Genomic DNA, 18,561 nt, shown 5'->3' with positions numbered 1-18,561 from the left:
CCAATTAGCTTGCGACGATGTTGACCAGTTTGCCGGGCACGACGATCACTTTGCGGATCGTCAGGCCATCGACGAAGCGCAACACGTTTTCATTGGCCCGTGCGGCGGCTTCGATTTCTTCGCGAGTGGCGGCGGCTGGCATTTCGATCTGGCCGCGCAGCTTGCCGTTGACCTGGATGACCAGGGTCAGGCTGTCCTGCACCAGCGCGGTTTCGTCCACCACCGGCCAGCTGGCGTCAATCACCGGGTCAGCGTGGCCCAGGCGGTTCCACAGCTCGTGGCTGATGTGCGGCGTGATCGGAGCCAGCAGCAGCGTCACGGCTTCCAGACCTTCGTGAACCAGTGCGCGATCCTGTTCGGTGCCTTGCGCGGCTTTTTCCAGGACATTCATCAGCGTCATCACCTGGGCGATGGCGGTGTTGAATTTGTGGTTCTGGCCGACGTCATGGCTGGCCTGCTTGATGGCCAGGTGGATCGAACGGCGAACGGCTTTCTGCTCGTCGTTCAGGCCGGCGACGTCCAGTTTGCCCGGCAGGCCCTGAGTGACGTGGGCTTGAGCCAGACGCCAGACGCGCTTGAGGAAGCGGTGCGAACCTTCGACGCCGGAGTCGGACCATTCCGCGCTCATGTCGGGTGGCGAGGCGAACATCATGAACAGGCGGCAGGTGTCGGCGCCGAACTGGTCGATCATCGACTGCGGGTCGACGCCGTTGTTCTTCGACTTGGCCATCTTCTCGGTGCCGCCGATTTCCACCGGCAGGCCGTCGGCGATCAGTTTGGCGCTGATGACCTTGGCTTTGCTGTCGCGTTCGAGTTCGACGTCGGCCGGGTTGTACCAGGTGTAGGCACCGTTGGCTTCGCGACGATAGTAAGTCTCGGCGATCACCATGCCTTGGGTCAGCAGGTTCTTGAACGGCTCGTTGGAGCTCACCAGGCCTTCGTCACGCATCAGCTTGTGGAAGAAGCGCGCGTAGAGCAGGTGGAGAATGGCGTGTTCGATGCCGCCGATGTACTGATCCACCGGCAACCAGTGGTCAGCCGCGGATTTTTCCACCAGGCCGCCTTCATAGTGCGGCGAGGCGTAGCGGGCGTAGTACCACGAGGACTCGACGAACGTGTCCATGGTGTCGGTTTCACGCCGGGCCGGCGCGCCGCATTTCGGGCAACTGCACTCGTAGAACTCGGGCATGCGCGCTAGGGGCGAGCCGGCGCCGTCGGGTACCACGTCTTCGGGCAGGACCACGGGCAGTTGATCTTCCGGTACCGGTACGTCACCGCAAGTATCGCAGTGCACGATCGGAATCGGGCAGCCCCAGTAGCGCTGGCGGCTGATGCCCCAGTCCCGCAGGCGGAACTGGGTGCGGGAGGCACCGAGGTTTTTCTTGATCAGGGCCACTTCGATGGCGTCGAACGCGCCGGGGAAGTCCAGGCCGTCAAACTCGCCGGAGTTGATCAGTTCGCCGTGTTCGCCATAAGCGTCCTGCCATGGCGCCGGGGTCTGGTCACCGGCGCTGGTACGCACCACGGCCTTGATCGGCAGGTTGTACTTGTGGGCGAATTCGAAATCGCGCTCGTCGTGGGCCGGAACAGCCATGACGGCGCCGTCGCCGTAGTGCATCAGCACATAGTTGGCGACCCATACCGGGAGTTTTTCGCCGGTGAGCGGATGCTCGACGAACAGCGAGGTCGGCAGGCCTTTCTTCTCTTGAGTGGCGACATCGGCTTCCGCGACGCTGCCACCTTTGCATTCGGCAATGAACGCCTGCAGCTCGGGGTTGTTGCGGGCGGCCAGGGTCGCCAGCGGATGCTCGGCGGCCACGGCGACATAGGTGGCGCCCATCAGGGTATCCGGACGGGTGGTGAAGACTTTCAGATTGCCCGCTTCGCCAATGGAGGCGACGTCGTAGGGGAACTGCACTTCCATGCCCCGGGACTTACCGATCCAGTTGCGCTGCATGGTCTTGACCTGTTCAGGCCAGCCGGTCAGCTCGTCGAGACTCTCCAGCAGTTCATCCGCGTAGGCGGTGATCTTGAAGTAGTACATCGGGATTTCGCGCTTTTCGATCAGCGCGCCGGAGCGCCAGCCGCGACCGTCGATCACTTGCTCGTTGGCCAGTACGGTCTGGTCCACCGGGTCCCAGTTCACGGTGCCGTTCTTGCGGTAGATCACACCTTTTTCGAACAGGCGGGTGAACAGCCATTGTTCCCAGCGGTAGTAATCAGGCTTGCAGGTGGTGACCTCGCGGGACCAGTCCACCGCCAGGCCCAGGCTGCGCAGCTGGGTCTTCATGTAGGCGATGTTTTCGTAGGTCCACTTGGCGGGGGCCACGTTGTTCTTCATCGCGGCGTTTTCCGCCGGCATGCCGAAAGCGTCCCAACCCATGGGTTGCAGGACATTCTTGCCTTGCATGCGCTGGTAGCGGGAGATCACATCGCCGATGGTGTAGTTGCGCACATGCCCCATGTGTAGCTTGCCGCTGGGGTAAGGGAACATCGACAGGCAGTAGTAAGTCTCCTTGCCTGGCTGTTCACTGACTTCAAAGGACTTTTGCTCGTCCCAGAACGACTGGGCGGCGGCTTCGATTTCACGGGGCTGATAGTGTTCGTGCATGGCTACTTTTGTACTGAATGGGGTGGCCCAATCCTCTTCGTTGCCATGCTGGACGCAGACGACGCCTGATGCGGCGTTTTCGATGCCCAGCCGAGCTGGAAGTGGAGTTACAGGAAGCGCCGTAGCATACATGACCGTGCTCTGCCGAGGGAAACCCTGATTGCGTGCCGGGGCATTGTCGATACCCGGTGACGGCCGCTGTTCAGGGCCGTTGGTCGCGGCGCCCTGCCGGTTTGCCCAGCGAAGCTAAGCTTCTCAATGGGGAGTGAGTCTTATCTTCAATGAGGTGAGGGATGGTTGAATCACAACGTAAAGTAACTACACCTGAGTTGTACGAAAAACTGATCGATCGTCTCGGGGTGGCCCTGGACGCTGCAAGAACCGCCGGTCGCTTGCGCGATGAACGCCCGGCAGAGCTGGAACTGCGTGGCTTGACCCCCGCAGAGTTCGAGCTGGTCAAGGCTTACCTTGAGCAGGTCGGGCATCAAGCCCCCACAAGTGGGGCTCAGCTACTCAAGCGCCTCGATACGCCCCGTTCGGCCAAGGTTGTATGGCTCAAGGATCGGACGCCCACCAGGGATGCTGTAAAAGTCCGGTCACTGCAGTTCAAGTAAAGCCGGATTCACGCTTGTCGCTTTTTTTGATTCAAGATTATTTCGAATCTGTTGTCGCTTTGCGTCAACCCACCTAGGCTTCGGGCATCTATGGAGATGCCCGATGCCGTTTCGCTATTTCATCAAACAACTTTTATTGCCGCCCGGCATTCTTTTGCTGCTGTTGGTGCTTGCCTGGTGGTGGCGCAACTCCCGGCCGCGCCTGGCTCGCCTGTGTTTCATTGCAGGGGTGGGCGGTTTCTGGCTGATGAGTTTGCCTGTGGTGGTGCAATGGAGCGCCAAGGCGTTGGAGCGCGAGCCACCGCTGCCTCGCAGCGAATGGGTGACGCTGGCGCAACGTGCCGATGCCATCGTGTTGCTTGGTTCGGGCCGCGATCGCGGTGACCTGGCCTGGGGTACCGACCAGCCCACCGGCATCGGTCTGGAGCGCCAGCGGTATGCGGCGCGACTGGCCAAGGCATCGGGATTGCCGGTGCTGACCAGCGGCGGCTTGCACTATGGCTCCCCGCCGAGTGAAGCGAAATTGATGGCCGATTCGATGCTCGATGATTTTGGTGTCACCGTGCGCTGGCAGGAAGGGCGCAGTCGCACGACCTGGGAAAACGCCAAGATGAGCGCCGAGATGTTGCTGCCGCAGGGCATCAGACGAGTCGTGGTGGTGACCCATGCGTCGCACATGCCACGGGCAGTCTGGAGTTTCGAGCGCTCGGGGTTTGAAGTGGTTCCTGCACCGGTGGGCTTTCTGGGGCAGGACAATGCCCGCCCGCTGGGCGGCTGGATGCCGGAGTTCAAGTCGATCTGGCAATCGGGGCAGTTGATGAACGAGGCGGTGGGGCAGGTGGGGTATAGGTTGTTCTATCGCTGAGTATTTGAGGGCGCGGGACATTTGTGGGAGCAAGGCTTGCCCGCGATGAAAACGACGCGGTCCTGCCGTGGGAACAGGGCGCCTGCATCGCGGGCAAGCCTTGCTCCCACAGGAAACTCGTTGACCCCAAGAGGTTTGCCCGCAGCGGGATCAAACCGTCTTGGCCATCCGTCCCGCCATCAACGCCCAGCCCAGCAGCAACACGCACACGATGATCAACGGCCACGAGCGCCATTGCAGGTAGGGCGTCAGCCCGTGCATCGGCACGACTTCGCCGTACAGTACGCCACGCTCGAATTGCGGGATCTGTACGGTGATCTGGCCGAAGGGGTTGATCAGGCCGGTGACGCCGTTGTTGGTGGAGCGGATCATCCAGCGACCGGCTTCCAGGGCGCGCATCTGCGCCATTTGCAGGTGTTGCAACGGGCCGATCGAGGTGCCGAACCAGGTGTCGTTGCTGATGGTCAGCAGCAGGTCGCTGCGCGCCGAGAGGCCGGCGGCGAACTCCGGGTAGACCACTTCATAGCAGATGAACGGCGCGATCTGGTAACCCTTGGCTTGCAGCAAAGGCTGGTCGGCCGGGCCCCGGGCAAAGTCCGACATGGGGAGATCGAAGAACGCGATCAACCCCCGCAGAATGTCCTGCAACGGCACATATTCGCCAAATGGCACCAGTTTTTGCTTCAGATAAGTGCCGTCACCTTCACCGGTCACGGTGATGCCGTTGAAGTAACGCTTCTGCTGGTGCACCAGTTGGCGAATCGGAACGCCGGTAATCAGCGCTGAATTTCTCTCGGCGGCGAAGGTGCCCATCATGTCCAGGTAGCCCTGGGCAGACTCCTTGAGCACCGGCACAGCTGTTTCCGGCCAGATCAGCAGGTCGACCCGTTTGGAGGCAAAACTCATGTCGCGGTACAACGCCAGTTGCGCGTTGAGCTGCTCGGGGTCCCACTTCATGCTTTGTTCGATGTTGCCCTGGATCGCTGCGACGCTCAGCGCATCACCCGAGGGGCTGGTCCAGGCATGGTCTTTGAGCGCCATGCCGGCGACCCACGGGCCGATCAGCAGGACCACGCCCGCTGCGATAAAGCCTTTGCGCCCGGCGCGGATCAACCGTGGCGCGTTGTACAGCAGCGCGGCGGTCAGGGCCAGGGTGAAGGAAATCAGCCACATCCCGCCCAGCGGCGCGAGGCCGGCCAAGGGGCCGTCAAGTTGGCTGTAACCGGAATACAGCCACGGAAACCCGGTGAGGAACCAGCCGCGAAAGGCTTCCTGGCCCAGCCACAGGGCGGCGAAGGCCAAGGCGTCGGCCAGCGGGGCTTCGTTACGCCGCAACCATCGGGCCCAGAGCCAGGCGGGCAGGGCGAAAAACCAAGCAATGGCGGCGATGAACAGCAGCATCAAGAAACCGGCGAGCAGCACCGAGGCGCCGCCGAAGTTGTGAATGCTGACGTAGATCCAGCTGGTGCCGGCGCCAAACAGGCCGAAACCGAAGCACCAGCCACGGCCGAGGGCCTGGCGCGGTGAAAGCTCGCGCAGACCGGCATAGAACAGCCCGACCGCCAGCAGTGCCAGCGGCCAGATGTCGAACGGCGCCAGGGCCAGGGTGGTGATCGCGCCAGCCGCCATGGCCAGCAGGTTACCGGGCCAGCCGGGGCGGGTTGTCCAGCGCATGTGTGTCCTTAGCGGGTCTCGCAGGGTTTATCGGGCAATGGGTGACAGGCGCAGCAAGTGAATCCGACGGCTGTCGGCGTTCAGGATGCGAAAGCGCCAGGAACCGATTTCCGTGGTTTCATTGCGCTTGGGCAGGTGCCCGAAAGCACTCATCACCAGGCCGCCGACGGTGTCGAACTCATCGTCGGAGAATTGACTGTCGAAAAACTCGTTGAAGTTCTCGATCGGCGTCAGGGCCTTGATCAGGAAGTCGCCGCTGGGCAGCGGTTTGATGTAGCTGTCTTCCTCGACGTCGTGCTCGTCTTCGATGTCGCCGACGATCTGCTCGAGCACGTCTTCGATGGTGACCAGCCCGGCCACGCCGCCGTATTCGTCGATGACGATGGCCATGTGGTTGTGATTGGCGCGGAATTCACGCAGCAGCACGTTCAGGCGCTTGGACTCGGGCACGAAGGTGGCCGGGCGCAGCAAGTCCTTGATGTTGAAACTGTCGCCGTTCTCCTGAAGGATCAGCGGCAGCAGATCCTTGGCCAGCAGCACGCCCATGACGTCGTCATGGCTCTCGCCGACTACCGGGTAGCGCGAGTGAGCGGAATCGACCACGGCGGGCAGGAATTCGCGAGGTGTCTGGGTCGCCTTGATGCTGACCATCTGCGAACGGGGGACCATGATGTCCCGCACTTGCAGGTCAGCGACCTGGATGGCGCCTTCGACGATGGCCAGCGCTTCGCTGTCCAGCAGTTTGTTCTGGTGTGCATCGCGCAGCAGCTCCAGCAGCTCCTGGCGGTTTTTCGGCTCATGGGCAAAAGCCTGGGTGAGCTTGCCCAGCCATGACTTCTGCCCGTTGCTCGATCGATCTTCGCTCATAGCGATTACTCTGAATCCTTTGTCGTTACAGGTTGATGTATCAGTGTTCGTCGCCGGCGTAGGGGTCGGGGTGACCCAGCTCTGCAAGCAACGTTCGTTCCAGCGATTCCATTTCCTCGGCTTCGTCATCTTCTATATGGTCGTAACCCAATAGATGCAAGCAGCCGTGAATCACCAGATGGGCCCAGTGGGCCTCAGCGGTCTTGCCTTGTTCGGCCGCTTCGCGCTCCACCACCGGGATGCAGATCACCAGATCGCCCAGCAGCGGAATGTCGAGCAGTTCGTCGGGCACGTCGGCGGGGAACGACAACACATTGGTGGCGTAGTCTTTCTGCCGCCAGGTGTGGTTCAACTCGCGGCCTTCGGGCTCGTCCACCAGGCGGATGGTCAGTTCCGAGTCGGCGCTGCGCTGGCGCAGGGCCAGCTCGCACCATTGGCGTAACTGAGCCTCGCTGGGAGCGGGGCGTTCGCTGGCCAGTTGCAGGTCAAGTTCAAGCATCGTGGCGATTGCCCTTCTCAGCGGTCGCCAGCTCATCCTGATGATTCTCGAAGCGCTCGTAGGCTTCGACGATGCGCTGCACCAATGGATGGCGCACGACGTCCTTGGGCATGAAATGCGTGAAACTGATGCCCGGCACGTCCTTGAGCACCTGGATCACATGGTTCAGCCCGGATTTGGTGCCGCGGGGCAGGTCGACCTGGGTGATGTCCCCGGTGATCACCGCGGTGGAGCCGAAGCCGATCCGGGTCAGGAACATTTTCATCTGCTCGACCGTGGTGTTCTGGCTTTCGTCGAGGATGATGAAGCTGTTGTTCAGCGTACGGCCACGCATATAAGCCAGCGGTGCGACCTCGATGACCTGGCGTTCGATCAGCTTGGCGACGTATTCGAAGCCGAGCATTTCGTACAGTGCGTCATACAGCGGACGCAAGTACGGGTCGATTTTCTGGGCGAGGTCGCCGGGCAGGAAACCGAGTTTTTCCCCCGCTTCAACCGCCGGACGCACCAGCAGGATACGGCGCACCTGTTCGCGTTCCAGCGCATCGACGGCGCAGGCCACGGCCAGATAGGTCTTGCCGGTACCGGCCGGACCGATGCCGAAGTTGATGTCGTTGCCCAGGATTTCCTTCACGTAGCGCTGCTGATTCAAGCCGCGAGGGCGAATCATGCCTTTTTTCGTGCGCAAGGCCACGGCAGGTTCCGACGGAGCGTGGTTCTCGAGTTCTTCGAGTGCCGACTCCTGCAGGAACAGGTGGACGGTGTCCGGCGACAACTCGCTTCCCTTGGTTTCCCGATAGAGGCGGCGCAGCAGGTTTTCCGCGGAGGAGGTGTGCTTGGGTTCGCCGATCAGTTCGAACTGGTTTCCGCGGTTGCGGATCTCGATGGCCAGGCGCTGTTCGATCAAGCGCAGATGCTCGTCGAATTGCCCGCACAGATTAGCGAAGCGGCGAGCCTCAAAGGGCTCGAGAATGAAACGATGTGGTTCGATGGGTGCGTTCAAGGTCGTTTTTAGCCGCCCTGGGGCAATTAAGATGAAATCAAGGATAACGCCAGTAGGCTGGGTGCGAAAGCTCTTAAAGAGGCGAATCTGATCACAGGGCATGGCACGACCACTGTGGGAGCGAGCTTGCTCGCGATGGGGGCTTCACATTCAACATAAGTATTGACTGTCATGCCGCTATCGCGAGCAAGCTCGCTCCCACAGGAAGTGCGGGGTCACTGGACCAACGAACCGCGCAACGAGTGCGGTTGCGCGGCATCGATGTGTACGTCGGCGAACTGGCCGATCAAGGCCGGAGTGTCGCAGCGGAAGTTGACGATGCGGTTGTTTTCGGTCCGTCCTTGCAATTCGCCCGGGTCTTTTTTCGAGTAATCGGTCACCAGAATCCGCTGGACGGAGCCGACCATCTGTCGGCTGATCTCGAAACCTTGCTGGTTCAAGCGATGTTGCAAGGCGTTGAGCCGTTCTTTTTTCACTTCTTCTGGTGTCTCGTCCGCCAAATCGGCGGCCGGAGTGCCGGGACGCTGGCTGTAGACGAAGGAGTAGGAAAAATCGAAACCCACGTCTTCGATCAGCTTCATGGTCTGCTGGAAATCTTTCTCGGTTTCGCCGGGGAAACCCACGATAAAGTCCGAACTGATGCAGATTCCCGGCACCGCCGCCCGCAGTTTGCGCAGCTTGGATTTGTACTCCAGCGCCGTGTGGTTGCGCTTCATGGCCGCCAGGATCCGGTCGGAGCCCGATTGCACCGGCAGGTGCAGATGCTTGACCAGCTCAGGCACTTCGGCATGGGCCTGGATCAGGCTGTCGGAGAACTCCAGCGGGTGCGAGGTGGTGTAGCGGATGCGGTCAATGCCATCCACGGCCGCCACCACGCGGATCAGCTCGGCGAGGTCCGCCAGGCGCCCGTCGTGGGTCAGGCCGCGATAACCGTTGACGTTCTGCCCCAGCAGCGTCACTTCCCGCACGCCGTGTTCCGCCAGGTGGATGATTTCGGCGATGACGTCGTCGAACGGCCGGCTGACTTCTTCGCCACGGGTATAGGGCACCACGCAGAACGTGCAGTACTTGCTGCAACCTTCCATCACCGACACGTAGGCGCTCGGGCCGTCGATACGGGGTTCGGGCAGGTGGTCGAATTTTTCGATTTCCGGAAACGAAACGTCGACTTGCGGCAGTTTGGTGATGCGCGCGGCGTCGATCATCTCCGGCAGGCGGTGCAGGGTCTGCGGGCCGAAGACCACGTCTACGTAGGGCGCGCGGTCACGAATGGCAGCGCCTTCCTGGCTGGCCACGCAACCGCCCACGGCGATGACCATTTCCGGGTTGGCCAGTTTCAGTTCACGCCAGCGGCCGAGCTGGGAGTACACCCGGTCCTGGGCGCGCTCGCGAATCGAACAGGTGTTGAGCAGGATCACGTCGGCGTCTTCGGCACGGGCGGTGACTTCCAGGGCCTGGTGTTCACCCAGCAGATCGACCATGCGCGAGCTGTCGTACTCGTTCATCTGGCAACCGTGGGTTTCGATGTAAAGCTTCTTGGCCATGGACGGAGTCATCACGTGATTCAAAGAACCGCGCATTATAGGGAACAAGTCACCCGGTTCCTACCGCTGCGCGAGCAGTGGCTATGCTATAGTTCGCGCCCTCATTTTTACCCGCCGATGTGTTTCGCCTGCCATGACCAAACGTGAAGCTCCAATCTACAAGGTGATTTTCCTCAACCAGGGCCAGGTGTTCGAAATGTACGCCAAGCAGATCTATCAAAGTGATCTGTGGGGCTTCCTGGAAGTCGAAGAATTCGTCTTTGGCGAGCGCACGCAAATGGTCGTCGATCCGAGCGAAGAAAAGCTCAAGGCGCAGTTCGAAGGCGTGGTGCGCAGCTTCGTGCCGATGCATTCGATCGTGCGTATCGACGAGGTCGAGCGCCTGGGCACCCCGAAAATCAGCGAAGCCCGCGGCGCGGTCGGCAATGTCATGCCGTTTCCGATGCCGATGCCTGAGAAGTAAGCGCCAAGACTGAGTTGCCCCCAATCGCGAGCGGGCTCGCTCCCACACTGGATCTTCTGTGTGCACATTATTTGTGAACACCCGGGATTAACTGTGGGAGCGAGCCTGCTCGCGATTAGGCTCTCAAGGCCGTGGTGGATTCAGGGCAGTGGCGAGAAGGGCGTGCGCCCGTCGGCGTTCTGCAATTCCATCAGGTATTTGCGGAAGATCTGCCCCAGCACCTGGGTCGCGACTTCCAGTTCGTCGCGGGGCATCTGTTCGGCGACTTCGTCGGCGGTGTCCAGGGCTTCTTCGGCGCCATTGACCGCTGCCATCTTCAAGACAATGTAGGCCTGCACGTTGTTGGCCGGCACGCCTTCGCCATGGAAGAACATGCCGCCCAGCTTGTATTGCGCCTGGGCATGGCCTTGCAGTGAGGCTTTTTCGAAGTAGCTGAGGGCCAGTTTGAGGTCGCGCGGCGCAGCCTTGCCGTCGTAGTAGAACTCGCCCAACTCGTATTGCGCTTGTGCATCGCCCGCGTCCGCCGCTTTTTGACAGGCGTCGAGTGCCGGTGCGAGATCTTGTGGCTGGGTGTTGAGCGTGCAACGGCCCATCGCCGGGATCAACAACGAGTTGCCGCCTGCTTGTGCGTTCGCCAGCAGCGGCTGAAGGAGCAACAGGCAGCCCAGGGCAAGGGTGCGGCCGGTGCGGTTCATGGGAATCGACTTACCTCTGAGGGGCACGCGGACCCTCCGGGGGATCCAATAAGCGCGCATTATGAAATAAGCAGGGCCATCCTTACAAAGTCTTTACTCGTTTTTCTGCTGCGAGGGAGCGCTAACGGCAGCTTCGAGGGGTAATACGTAGGAAAAGGGGCAAGAGGTTGTCGTCAATCACTGACGCCAGCGTCAGCCGGCGTCAGTTATCCACAGCCTTACTTCAACGCGGCGAAGGCCCGCTCAGCGGCGTCGAGGGTGATCTTCAACTCGGCCTCGCCATGGGCGATGGAGGTAAAGCCGGCTTCGAACGCGCTCGGTGCCAGGTACACGCCACCGTCGAGCATCAGGTGGAAGAAACGCTTGAAGCGGTCAGCGTCGCTGGCCATCACATCTTCGAAGGTCACGATGTCATCGGCGCCACTGAAGTACAGGCCGAACATGCCACCGGCCTGGGTGGTCACGAACGGAATGCCCGCTGCGTCGGCACGAATCTGCAAACCGTCGAGCAGACGGGTGGTGTAGTCGGTCAGCTCGGCGTGAAAGCCCGGGCGGCTGATCAGACGCAGGGTGGTCAGGCCGGCGGCCATGGCCAGCGGATTGCCTGACAGCGTACCGGCCTGGTAGACCGGACCCAGCGGCGCGATGCATTCCATGATGGCACGCTTGCCGCCGAAGCAACCGACCGGCATGCCGCCGCCGATGATCTTGCCGAAGGTGCTCAGGTCCGGTGTCACGCCGTAGTGGGCCTGGGCGCCGCCGAGGGCTACGCGGAAACCGGTCATCACTTCGTCGAAAATCAGCACCACGCCGTGCTGGTCGCACAGGCTGCGCAGGCCTTCGAGGAAACCCGGCGCCGGCGGTACGCAGTTCATGTTGCCAGCCACAGGCTCGACGATGATGCAGGCCACTTCCTGGCCGACTTCGCCGAGCATCTTCTCGACTTCTTCGAGGTCGTTGAACGGCAGGGTCAGGGTGTGCTTGGCAAACGCTGCGGGCACGCCGGCCGAACTTGGTACACCTTGGGTCAGCGCGCCGGAACCGGCCTTGACCAGCAGGCTGTCGGAGTGGCCGTGGTAGCAGCCTTCGAACTTGATGATGCTGTCGCGACCGGTGAAGCCCCGCGCCAGGCGAATCGCACTCATGGTTGCCTCGGTGCCGGAGCTGACCATGCGCACCATTTCCATCGACGGCACGATCGAGCAGACCAGGTCGGCCATCTCGGTTTCCATGGCGGTCGGGGCACCGTAGGACAGGCCATGCTGCAACTGGTTGCGCACCGCTTCCAGCACGTCCGGATGGCTGTGGCCCAGAATCATCGGGCCCCACGAACCGACGTAGTCCACATAGCGCTTGTCATCTTCGTCCGTCACGTACGCGCCTTCGGCGTGTTTGAAGAACAGCGGGGTGCCGCCAACGCTCTTGAACGCACGAACGGGGGAGTTCACGCCGCCGGGGATGTGCTTCTGGGCGTTGGCAAACAGGGTTTCGGAACGGGACATGGTTGGGCTCTCGAAATCGAAAAATTATTTGATCTGCAACAGATCGTTGAAGGCACGGGCGCGGCGCGTCACTTCCTGGGGGCTGTCGGCGCCGAACAGACCATGGACCACGGCCAGCAGGTCGACACCGTGAGCCACCAGCGGGGCGGCGTTGTCCAGGGTGATGCCGCCGATGGCGCACACCGGTATATGCAGTTTGATCCGGGCCTGGTCGAGCAGTTCAAGGTTTGCACTGGGTGCGCCGGGCTTGGTGTTGGAGTTGAAGAAGCGTCCGAACGCGACATAGCTCGCGCCCTCGCTGGCGGCCTGTTCGGCCAGTTCCAGGCTGGAATGACAGGTGGAGCCGATGATTGCGTCGCGCCCCAGCAGCGCCCGTACTGGCGCCAGAGGGCCATCGGTCTGGCCCAGGTGAACGCCGACGCCCAGGCGCGCGGCCAGTTCGGCGTCGTCGTTGATGATCAATCGGGTCTTGTAGCGCTCGCACAGATTGCGCAGCGCTTCGGCTTCGCGCAGACGGCGGGCTTCGTCGCTGCTTTTATCACGGTATTGCAGCAGGGTGACGCCACCTTCCAGTGCCGCTTGCACATACGCGAGGAATTTGCCGGCCAGCAGTTGGCTATCGGTGATGGCGTAAAGGCCACGTAGTTTCATTCCACAGCCTCCGGGGCTACGAGCAGAAATCCAGCGGCAGGCGACGCGGGACGAACTGGCCTTTGCCCAGCTGTTCGGCATCGCGCAGGGTGCGCCAGGTGTAATCCAGTGCTGTCTTGACCGCGCTGGCGAGGTGTTCGCCCTGGGCCAGTCGTCCAGCCAGGGCGCTGGCCAGGGTGCAGCCGGAACCATGGTAGCTGCCGGGCAAGCGCTGGCAAGTGAAGGTTTCGCGGCGACCATCGCGGCTGTACAGGCGATTGTGGACTTCATGTTCGTCGCCGTGACCACCGGTGATCAACAGGTGCTTGACGAAGGGCAGCAGTTTTTCGGCGCATTCATCGGCGCTGCCCTCTGGCAGTTCGGCGAGGATGCGTGCTTCCGGCAGATTGGGGGTGGCGATGATTGCCAGGGGTAACAGGCGTTCACGCATGGCGTAGCCGACTTCATCCTTGCCCAATCGTCCGCCGCCACCGGCTCGCAGCACTGGGTCGCAGACCATGGGCAAATGCGGGTGCGCCTGCAGCAGTTCGACCACCGTGTCGACCATTTCCAGTGAGCCGAGCATCCCCAGCTTGACCGCCGCTACCTGCGAATCGTTGAGCACGGCATTGGCTTGCGCCAGCACCCACTCCCGATCGAGCACGCGGAAATCGCTCACGTTAACCGTGTCCTGCACGGTCAATGCGGTAACGGCCGGGGCGGCATGACAACCCTGGGCGAGCAGGGCTTCGATATCTGCCTGCAAACCGGCGCCACCACTGGGGTCGTGGCCGGAGAGACAGAGGACAACGGGGCGAGAGCTGTAGATATTCATGGTGCGCGAGCTTACCACCAAACCTGTTTTGTCGGTGGTCGGACTCTGAGGGTTTTATGCTGGACTGCTTGCTCTGATGATTGCTTTTGATCCACCCGTTGCCGACCTGACCAAAGCAACAGCTCTATCTCAATGCTTGGCGCTGGAACGCCCGTTCTAGAGCCATCTGTAGGAAAAATTTCAATGGTGCAAATTGGCCATCAGCGGCTATGCTAGAAATGGATCCAACCAATAACAGGTAATGCCGGTTTTACGTCTACTCAGGGAATGGGGGGCTTCCTGATTCAACCGGACAGGCCACGCTGGGGCTTAAATGCGCTATTTGCTGATGTTGCTGCTGTGCTTGCCCGCTTTGGCAAGCGCCCTCGAATTCGATGAATTCACCCAAAGCCTGCCCTTGGGCCATGCCCTGCAGGTGTTCGAAGACACCCACGGTACGGCTACCATCGACGACGTCCTGGCAGAGGCCGCGGCGGGTCACTTCAAGCCCCATGACAAAGCCACGCTGAACGCTGGTTATTCGCGCTCGGCATTCTGGCTGAAAATAGACCTGCACTACCGTCCCGGCAATCCGGACGCCCAACGCACCTGGTTGTTGGAGCTGGCCTATCCGCCGCTGGACCATCTGGACTTGTATCTGCCTGACAGCGCCGGGGCGTATCGCCTGGTTCGCCAGACCGGCGATGCCTTGCCGTTCGCCAGCCGTGAAATTCGCCAGAACAACTACCTGTTCAGCCTGGACTTCAAACCCGAACAACGCCAGGCCGTGTACCTGCGCCTGCAAAGCCAGGGTTCGATCCAGGCGCCGCTGACGTTGTGGTCGAGCACGGCCTATCTTGAGCAACAACCTGTGCGCTTGTACGTGTTGGGCACCATCTATGGCGTACTGCTGGGGATGCTGGTCTACAACCTGTTCATTTACCTGAGCGTGCGGGACACCAGTTACCTTTATTACATCGTTTATATCGCCTCGTTCGGCCTGTATCAGTTGTCGGTCAACGGAGCGGCCGTGGAGTATTTCTGGCCGGACAACCCCTGGTGGGCCAATGCCGCAACCCCCTTTTTCATCGGCTGTGCGGGGCTGTTCGGCAGCCAGTTTGCGCGCAGCTTCCTGCAAACCGCTCAACACAGTCGTTGGCTTGACCGGCTGCTGCTGGCGCTGATCGCCTACAGCGCGGTAGTGGTGGGCCTGTCGCTGATGACCAGTTACGCCTTGGCCTTGCGCCTGGCGACGGCATTGGCGCTGGTGTTTACCGTGGTGATTTTCGCCGCCGGGCTGTTCGCCTGGTGGCGTGGCCTGCGGGTGGCGCGTTATTTCATCATCGCCTGGTCGGCGTTTCTGCTGGGGGGCGTGGTCAACACGATGATGGTGCTCGGTTATCTGCCGAACGTATTCCTGACCATGTACGCCAGCCAGATTGGCTCGGCCATCGAAGTAGCGCTGTTGTCCCTGGCCCTGGCCGACCGTATCAATGCCATGCGCGAGCAGCAGGCCCAGACGCTGTTTGACGCCGGGCAGAAACTTGAAGTGCTCAACCAGCAATTGGCCCATGGCAACAAACTCAAGGATGAATTCCTCGCCACCTTGACCCATGAGCTGCGCACGCCGATGAATGGCGTGATCGGTTCGCTGGAGTTGATGGAAACCGTCGAAATGAATGAGGAGCTGACCCAGTATCAACAGACCGCCGCAGGTTCTGCGCGGGACATGATGCGCATGGTCAACGGCATCCTCACCCTTACCGAGTTGCAGGCCGGCAAGCTCAAGGCCTACCCGGCGCCGTTCAGTCTGCGGGCGATGGTCGACGCCTTGCAGGTGCAGTTCGGTGCCAATGCGGCGGTCAAGAGCCTGGATTTCAAGGTCGACGTGGCACCCGGCCTGACGGACCGGCTGATCGGTGACAGTGGCAAGCTGGCTCAATGCCTGGAATGCCTGCTGGACAACGCCGTCAAGTTCACCCGTACAGGGGGCCTGGCGCTGCGGGTCAGTGGCAGGCCGTCGGGGCTCGATCGGCTGGTGCTGTCCTTTGCCGTGATCGACACCGGTATTGGTTTCACGGACCTCGGGGAGGCGAGCTTGTACCAGCGCTTCTTCCAGCTGGACGGTTCCATGACTCGGGAATACGGCGGTCTCGGCGTGGGGCTGGCGATCTGTCGGCAGCTGGTGGAGTTGCTGGGCGGACGCCTGACTCACACCTCCGAACCCGGTCGCGGCAGCCGATTCCAGTTGGATGTCGAGGTGGAAATGGCCGTGCCCGTGGAGGCGCCCATGCCATTTTCGTTCAGCCCGCGAGAAAGCGCGCGGTTGCCTCAGGATTGCACGGTGTTGCTGGCTGACGACAACAGCATTGATCTGCTGGTGATGCGCGGCATGTTGCTCAAGCTCGGTTACCGGGTGCGTACCGCCGACAGCGGCCGCGCGGCACTGGATATGCTGCAGGGCGAGAGTGTCGACGCCGTGCTGCTCGATTGCCAGTCGCCACCGCTGGACGGGGTGTCGGTCTGCTGTCAGATCCGTACGCTCGCCGGCTGCGAGGACCTGCCGGTGTTTGTGGTCAGTCCCAATCCGAATCACGAGCGCTGCACGTCGGGCGCGTTGACCGATTACCTGAGCAAACCGGTGAAATTCGAGGTGTTGCGCACGATTCTGCAACGGCGGGTACTTTGTCCAAAACAGGGTGAAAGCGCCGATATTTAGGCGGGTATGACACTTTGTTCGACCTTGGGGCGGTGCTTAACTGAACCTCTGCTGGCCGACCAAGGAGCCCTGTCATGAACCTGCACCAGTTCGCCGAGACCCACGAGGTCACCAATCAGCCACCGTCCCTGGATGGCGCCAACCTCTATCGCATCGACCTGCCGCTGCAACAGTGGTCGCAGCGTTTTGGTGCGGGTTGGGCGCAAGGGCGGATCGATGCGTATGGCGCACTGGCCGGCGGGCCGCTGATGGAAGCGGGGTTTCTGGCGAACCAGAACAAACCGGTGTTTTCCAGCCACGACCGCTACGGCCATCGCATCGATCTGGTGGAATTCCATCCCGCTTACCACCAGTTGATGCGCACCGCCGTCGAGCATGGCTTGCCCAGCCTGCCATGGGCCCAGCCGCAACCCGGCGCCCACGTCGCCCGAGCCTCGATGACTTATCTGCACAGCCAGGCTGAAGCCGGCACCGGTTGTCCGCTGACCATGACCTTCGCCAGCGTCCCGGCGTTGCGTTTGCAACCGGACCTGGCCGAGCTCTGGGTGCCCAAAGCGCTCGCCACCGAGTACGACCCGCGAAACGTCGGCATGGCCCACAAGGCCGGGGTGACCCTCGGCATGGCGATGACTGAAAAGCAGGGCGGCACCGACGTGCGGGCCAACACCACCAAAGCTTATCCGGTGGGCGCCAGCGGTCCGGGCCAGGCCTATGAGCTGGTGGGCCACAAGTGGTTCTGCTCGGCGCCGATGTGCGATGCCTTTCTGACCCTGGCCCAGACCGACAAGGGCCTGAGCTGTTTCCTGCTGCCGCGCCATCGCCCGGACGACACCCGTAATCAGTTCTATATCCAGCGGCTGAAGAACAAGCTGGGCAACTGTTCCAACGCCTCCAGCGAAGTTGAATTCCGTGGTGCACTGGCCTGGATGGTCGGTGAGGAAGGGCGAGGCGTGCCGACCATCATCGAGATGGTCGCCATGACCCGCTTCGATTGCATGGTCGGTTCCAGTGCTCTGATGCGCCAGGCCCTGACCCAGGCCAGCCATCACTGCGCGCATCGCCAGGTCGGTGGCAAGTTGTTGAGCGAACAGCCACTGATGCAAAACGTGCTGGCCGACCTGGCGCTGGAAAGCGAAGCCGCCCTGGCCCTGAGCCTGCGCATGGGCCGGGCGCTGGACCACTTGAGTGATGAACACGAGGCCAAGTTCGCGCGGCTGGTGACTGCGGTGGGCAAATACTGGATCTGCAAACGCGCCCCCGCGATGATCAACGAAGCCGCCGAATGCATGGGCGGCGCGGGTTATGTCGAAGACAGCATCCTGCCGCGCCTCTATCGTGAAGCACCGGTGAACTCGACCTGGGAAGGCTCCGGCAATGTGCAGTGCCTGGATGTGTTGAGGGCGCTGTCCAAGGAACCGGGCGTGCTTGAAGTGCTGTTCACCGAGCTGGGTGACGGCCACGGCGACAAACGCCTGGCTGCCCACATCGATCGGTTGCAGGCGGCGTTCAAGGATACCGCTGACATCCAGTACCGCGCCCGGCAATTGACTGAAGAGATCGCCATCGGCCTGCAAGCCAAGCTGCTGCTGGAAGCGGGCAACAGCGACGTCAGCGATGCCTTCATCGCCAGCCGCCTGGGTTCGGCTGGCCGGGCATACGGCGCCTTGCCCCGAGGCCTGAATGTCGAGGCCATCGTGACACGCTCCACGCCCCAAGGTTTCTAAACGCCGAACCTGTGGGAGCGAGCCTGCTCGCGAAGGCGTAGGCACATCCAACATCTCTGGTGACTGATACACCGCTATCGCGAGCAGGCTCGCTCCCACAGGGGATCTGTGGTGAATGAAGAATCTGCGGCTGGCGGCGATCAAGGGTGGGAGCGAGCTTGCTCGCGATGGCGGCGGCACATTCAACATCTCTGGAGACTGACACAGCGCTATCGCGAGCAAGCTCGCTCCCACAGGGGATCTGCGGTGAATGAAGAATCTGCGGCTGGTGGCGATCAAGGGTGGGAGCGAGCCTGCTCGCGATGGCGGCGGCACATTCAACATCTCTGGTGACTGA

At 61.6% G+C, this 18,561-nt stretch carries 15 protein-coding genes; 5 read left to right on the top strand and 10 right to left on the bottom strand.

The window, feature by feature from the left end; all coding sequences use genetic code 11:
• Positions 1–4: 4 nt before the first annotated feature.
• The gene (gene leuS / locus AC3I65_RS22835) at positions 5–2,611 is read right to left on the bottom strand and encodes a leucine--tRNA ligase (protein WP_047229503.1); all 2,607 of its coding nucleotides are present in this window, start codon (positions 2,609–2,611) and stop codon (positions 5–7) included.
• A 293-nt stretch (positions 2,612–2,904) separates the two neighbouring features.
• Here leuS and AC3I65_RS22830 point away from each other — a divergent pair, with 293 nt between their 5' ends.
• Together AC3I65_RS22830 and AC3I65_RS22825 are read left to right on the top strand one after the other, a co-directional pair.
• The gene (locus AC3I65_RS22830) at positions 2,905–3,225 is read left to right on the top strand and encodes a hypothetical protein (protein ID WP_047229504.1); all 321 of its coding nucleotides are present in this window, start codon (positions 2,905–2,907) and stop codon (positions 3,223–3,225) included.
• 103 nt (positions 3,226–3,328) lie between these two features.
• Positions 3,329–4,090, top strand: a complete 762-nt coding sequence (locus tag AC3I65_RS22825; RefSeq protein WP_419417461.1) for a YdcF family protein — start codon at positions 3,329–3,331, stop codon at positions 4,088–4,090.
• A gap of 150 nt (positions 4,091–4,240) precedes the next feature.
• Here AC3I65_RS22825 and lnt read toward each other — a convergent pair whose 3' ends face one another.
• The 5 genes from lnt to miaB all read right to left on the bottom strand — a co-directional run bounded on the left by lnt (position 4,241) and on the right by miaB (position 9,677).
• Positions 4,241–5,764, bottom strand: a complete 1,524-nt coding sequence (gene lnt, locus AC3I65_RS22820; protein WP_454864339.1) for an apolipoprotein N-acyltransferase — start codon at positions 5,762–5,764, stop codon at positions 4,241–4,243.
• A 27-nt stretch (positions 5,765–5,791) separates the two neighbouring features.
• Positions 5,792–6,631 carry a CorC family transporter gene (locus tag AC3I65_RS22815; RefSeq protein ID WP_025215634.1) on the bottom strand — a complete coding sequence of 280 codons (840 nt, stop codon included), beginning with the start codon at positions 6,629–6,631 and terminating at the stop codon, positions 5,792–5,794.
• 40 nt (positions 6,632–6,671) lie between these two features.
• The gene (gene ybeY, locus AC3I65_RS22810) at positions 6,672–7,130 is read right to left on the bottom strand and encodes an rRNA maturation RNase YbeY (RefSeq protein WP_047229507.1); all 459 of its coding nucleotides are present in this window, start codon (positions 7,128–7,130) and stop codon (positions 6,672–6,674) included.
• Positions 7,123–8,133: a PhoH family protein gene (locus AC3I65_RS22805; protein ID WP_047229508.1), complete on the bottom strand. Its 1,011-nt coding sequence runs from the start codon at positions 8,131–8,133 to the stop codon at positions 7,123–7,125. Before AC3I65_RS22805 ends, ybeY begins: the two co-directional genes overlap by 8 nt.
• A 215-nt stretch (positions 8,134–8,348) precedes the next feature.
• Positions 8,349–9,677, bottom strand: coding sequence for a tRNA (N6-isopentenyl adenosine(37)-C2)-methylthiotransferase MiaB (gene miaB, locus AC3I65_RS22800; protein ID WP_488524187.1), 1,329 nt, complete (start codon positions 9,675–9,677; stop codon positions 8,349–8,351).
• A 133-nt stretch (positions 9,678–9,810) separates the two neighbouring features.
• Between miaB and AC3I65_RS22795 the strand changes: the two genes are divergently transcribed.
• A complete protein-coding gene (locus AC3I65_RS22795; RefSeq protein WP_016773045.1) occupies positions 9,811–10,140 on the top strand; it encodes a DUF1820 family protein in 330 nt (109 codons plus the stop codon).
• Positions 10,141–10,280: 140 nt separating this feature from the next.
• Here AC3I65_RS22795 and AC3I65_RS22790 read toward each other — a convergent pair whose 3' ends face one another.
• The 4 genes from AC3I65_RS22790 to AC3I65_RS22775 form a co-directional block, all read right to left on the bottom strand.
• Positions 10,281–10,835, bottom strand: coding sequence for a tetratricopeptide repeat protein (locus tag AC3I65_RS22790; RefSeq protein WP_047229510.1), 555 nt, complete (start codon positions 10,833–10,835; stop codon positions 10,281–10,283).
• 218 nt (positions 10,836–11,053) lie between these two features.
• The gene (gene hemL, locus AC3I65_RS22785; RefSeq protein ID WP_047229511.1) at positions 11,054–12,337 is read right to left on the bottom strand and encodes a glutamate-1-semialdehyde 2,1-aminomutase; all 1,284 of its coding nucleotides are present in this window, start codon (positions 12,335–12,337) and stop codon (positions 11,054–11,056) included.
• A gap of 24 nt (positions 12,338–12,361) precedes the next feature.
• Complete coding sequence (gene thiE, locus AC3I65_RS22780; protein WP_047229512.1) at positions 12,362–12,988, bottom strand: thiamine phosphate synthase; 627 nt, start codon at positions 12,986–12,988, stop codon at positions 12,362–12,364.
• A gap of 16 nt (positions 12,989–13,004) precedes the next feature.
• Positions 13,005–13,802, bottom strand: a complete 798-nt coding sequence (locus AC3I65_RS22775; protein WP_076383510.1) for a hydroxymethylpyrimidine/phosphomethylpyrimidine kinase — start codon at positions 13,800–13,802, stop codon at positions 13,005–13,007.
• 313 nt (positions 13,803–14,115) lie between these two features.
• On the opposite strand from AC3I65_RS22775, the gene AC3I65_RS22770 reads away from it, so the two are divergent.
• Positions 14,116–16,500: a 7TM diverse intracellular signaling domain-containing protein gene (locus tag AC3I65_RS22770; RefSeq protein ID WP_339489356.1), complete on the top strand. Its 2,385-nt coding sequence runs from the start codon at positions 14,116–14,118 to the stop codon at positions 16,498–16,500.
• A 74-nt stretch (positions 16,501–16,574) separates the two neighbouring features.
• On the top strand, positions 16,575–18,224 hold the full coding sequence (locus tag AC3I65_RS22765) for an acyl-CoA dehydrogenase family protein (protein WP_047229515.1): 1,650 nt from the start codon (positions 16,575–16,577) through the stop codon (positions 18,222–18,224).
• Positions 18,225–18,561 lie beyond the last annotated feature (337 nt).

This window comes from Pseudomonas sp. N-1-13 (genome assembly GCF_057787095.1).
This window is presented reverse-complemented; position numbering and strand designations above follow the sequence as displayed.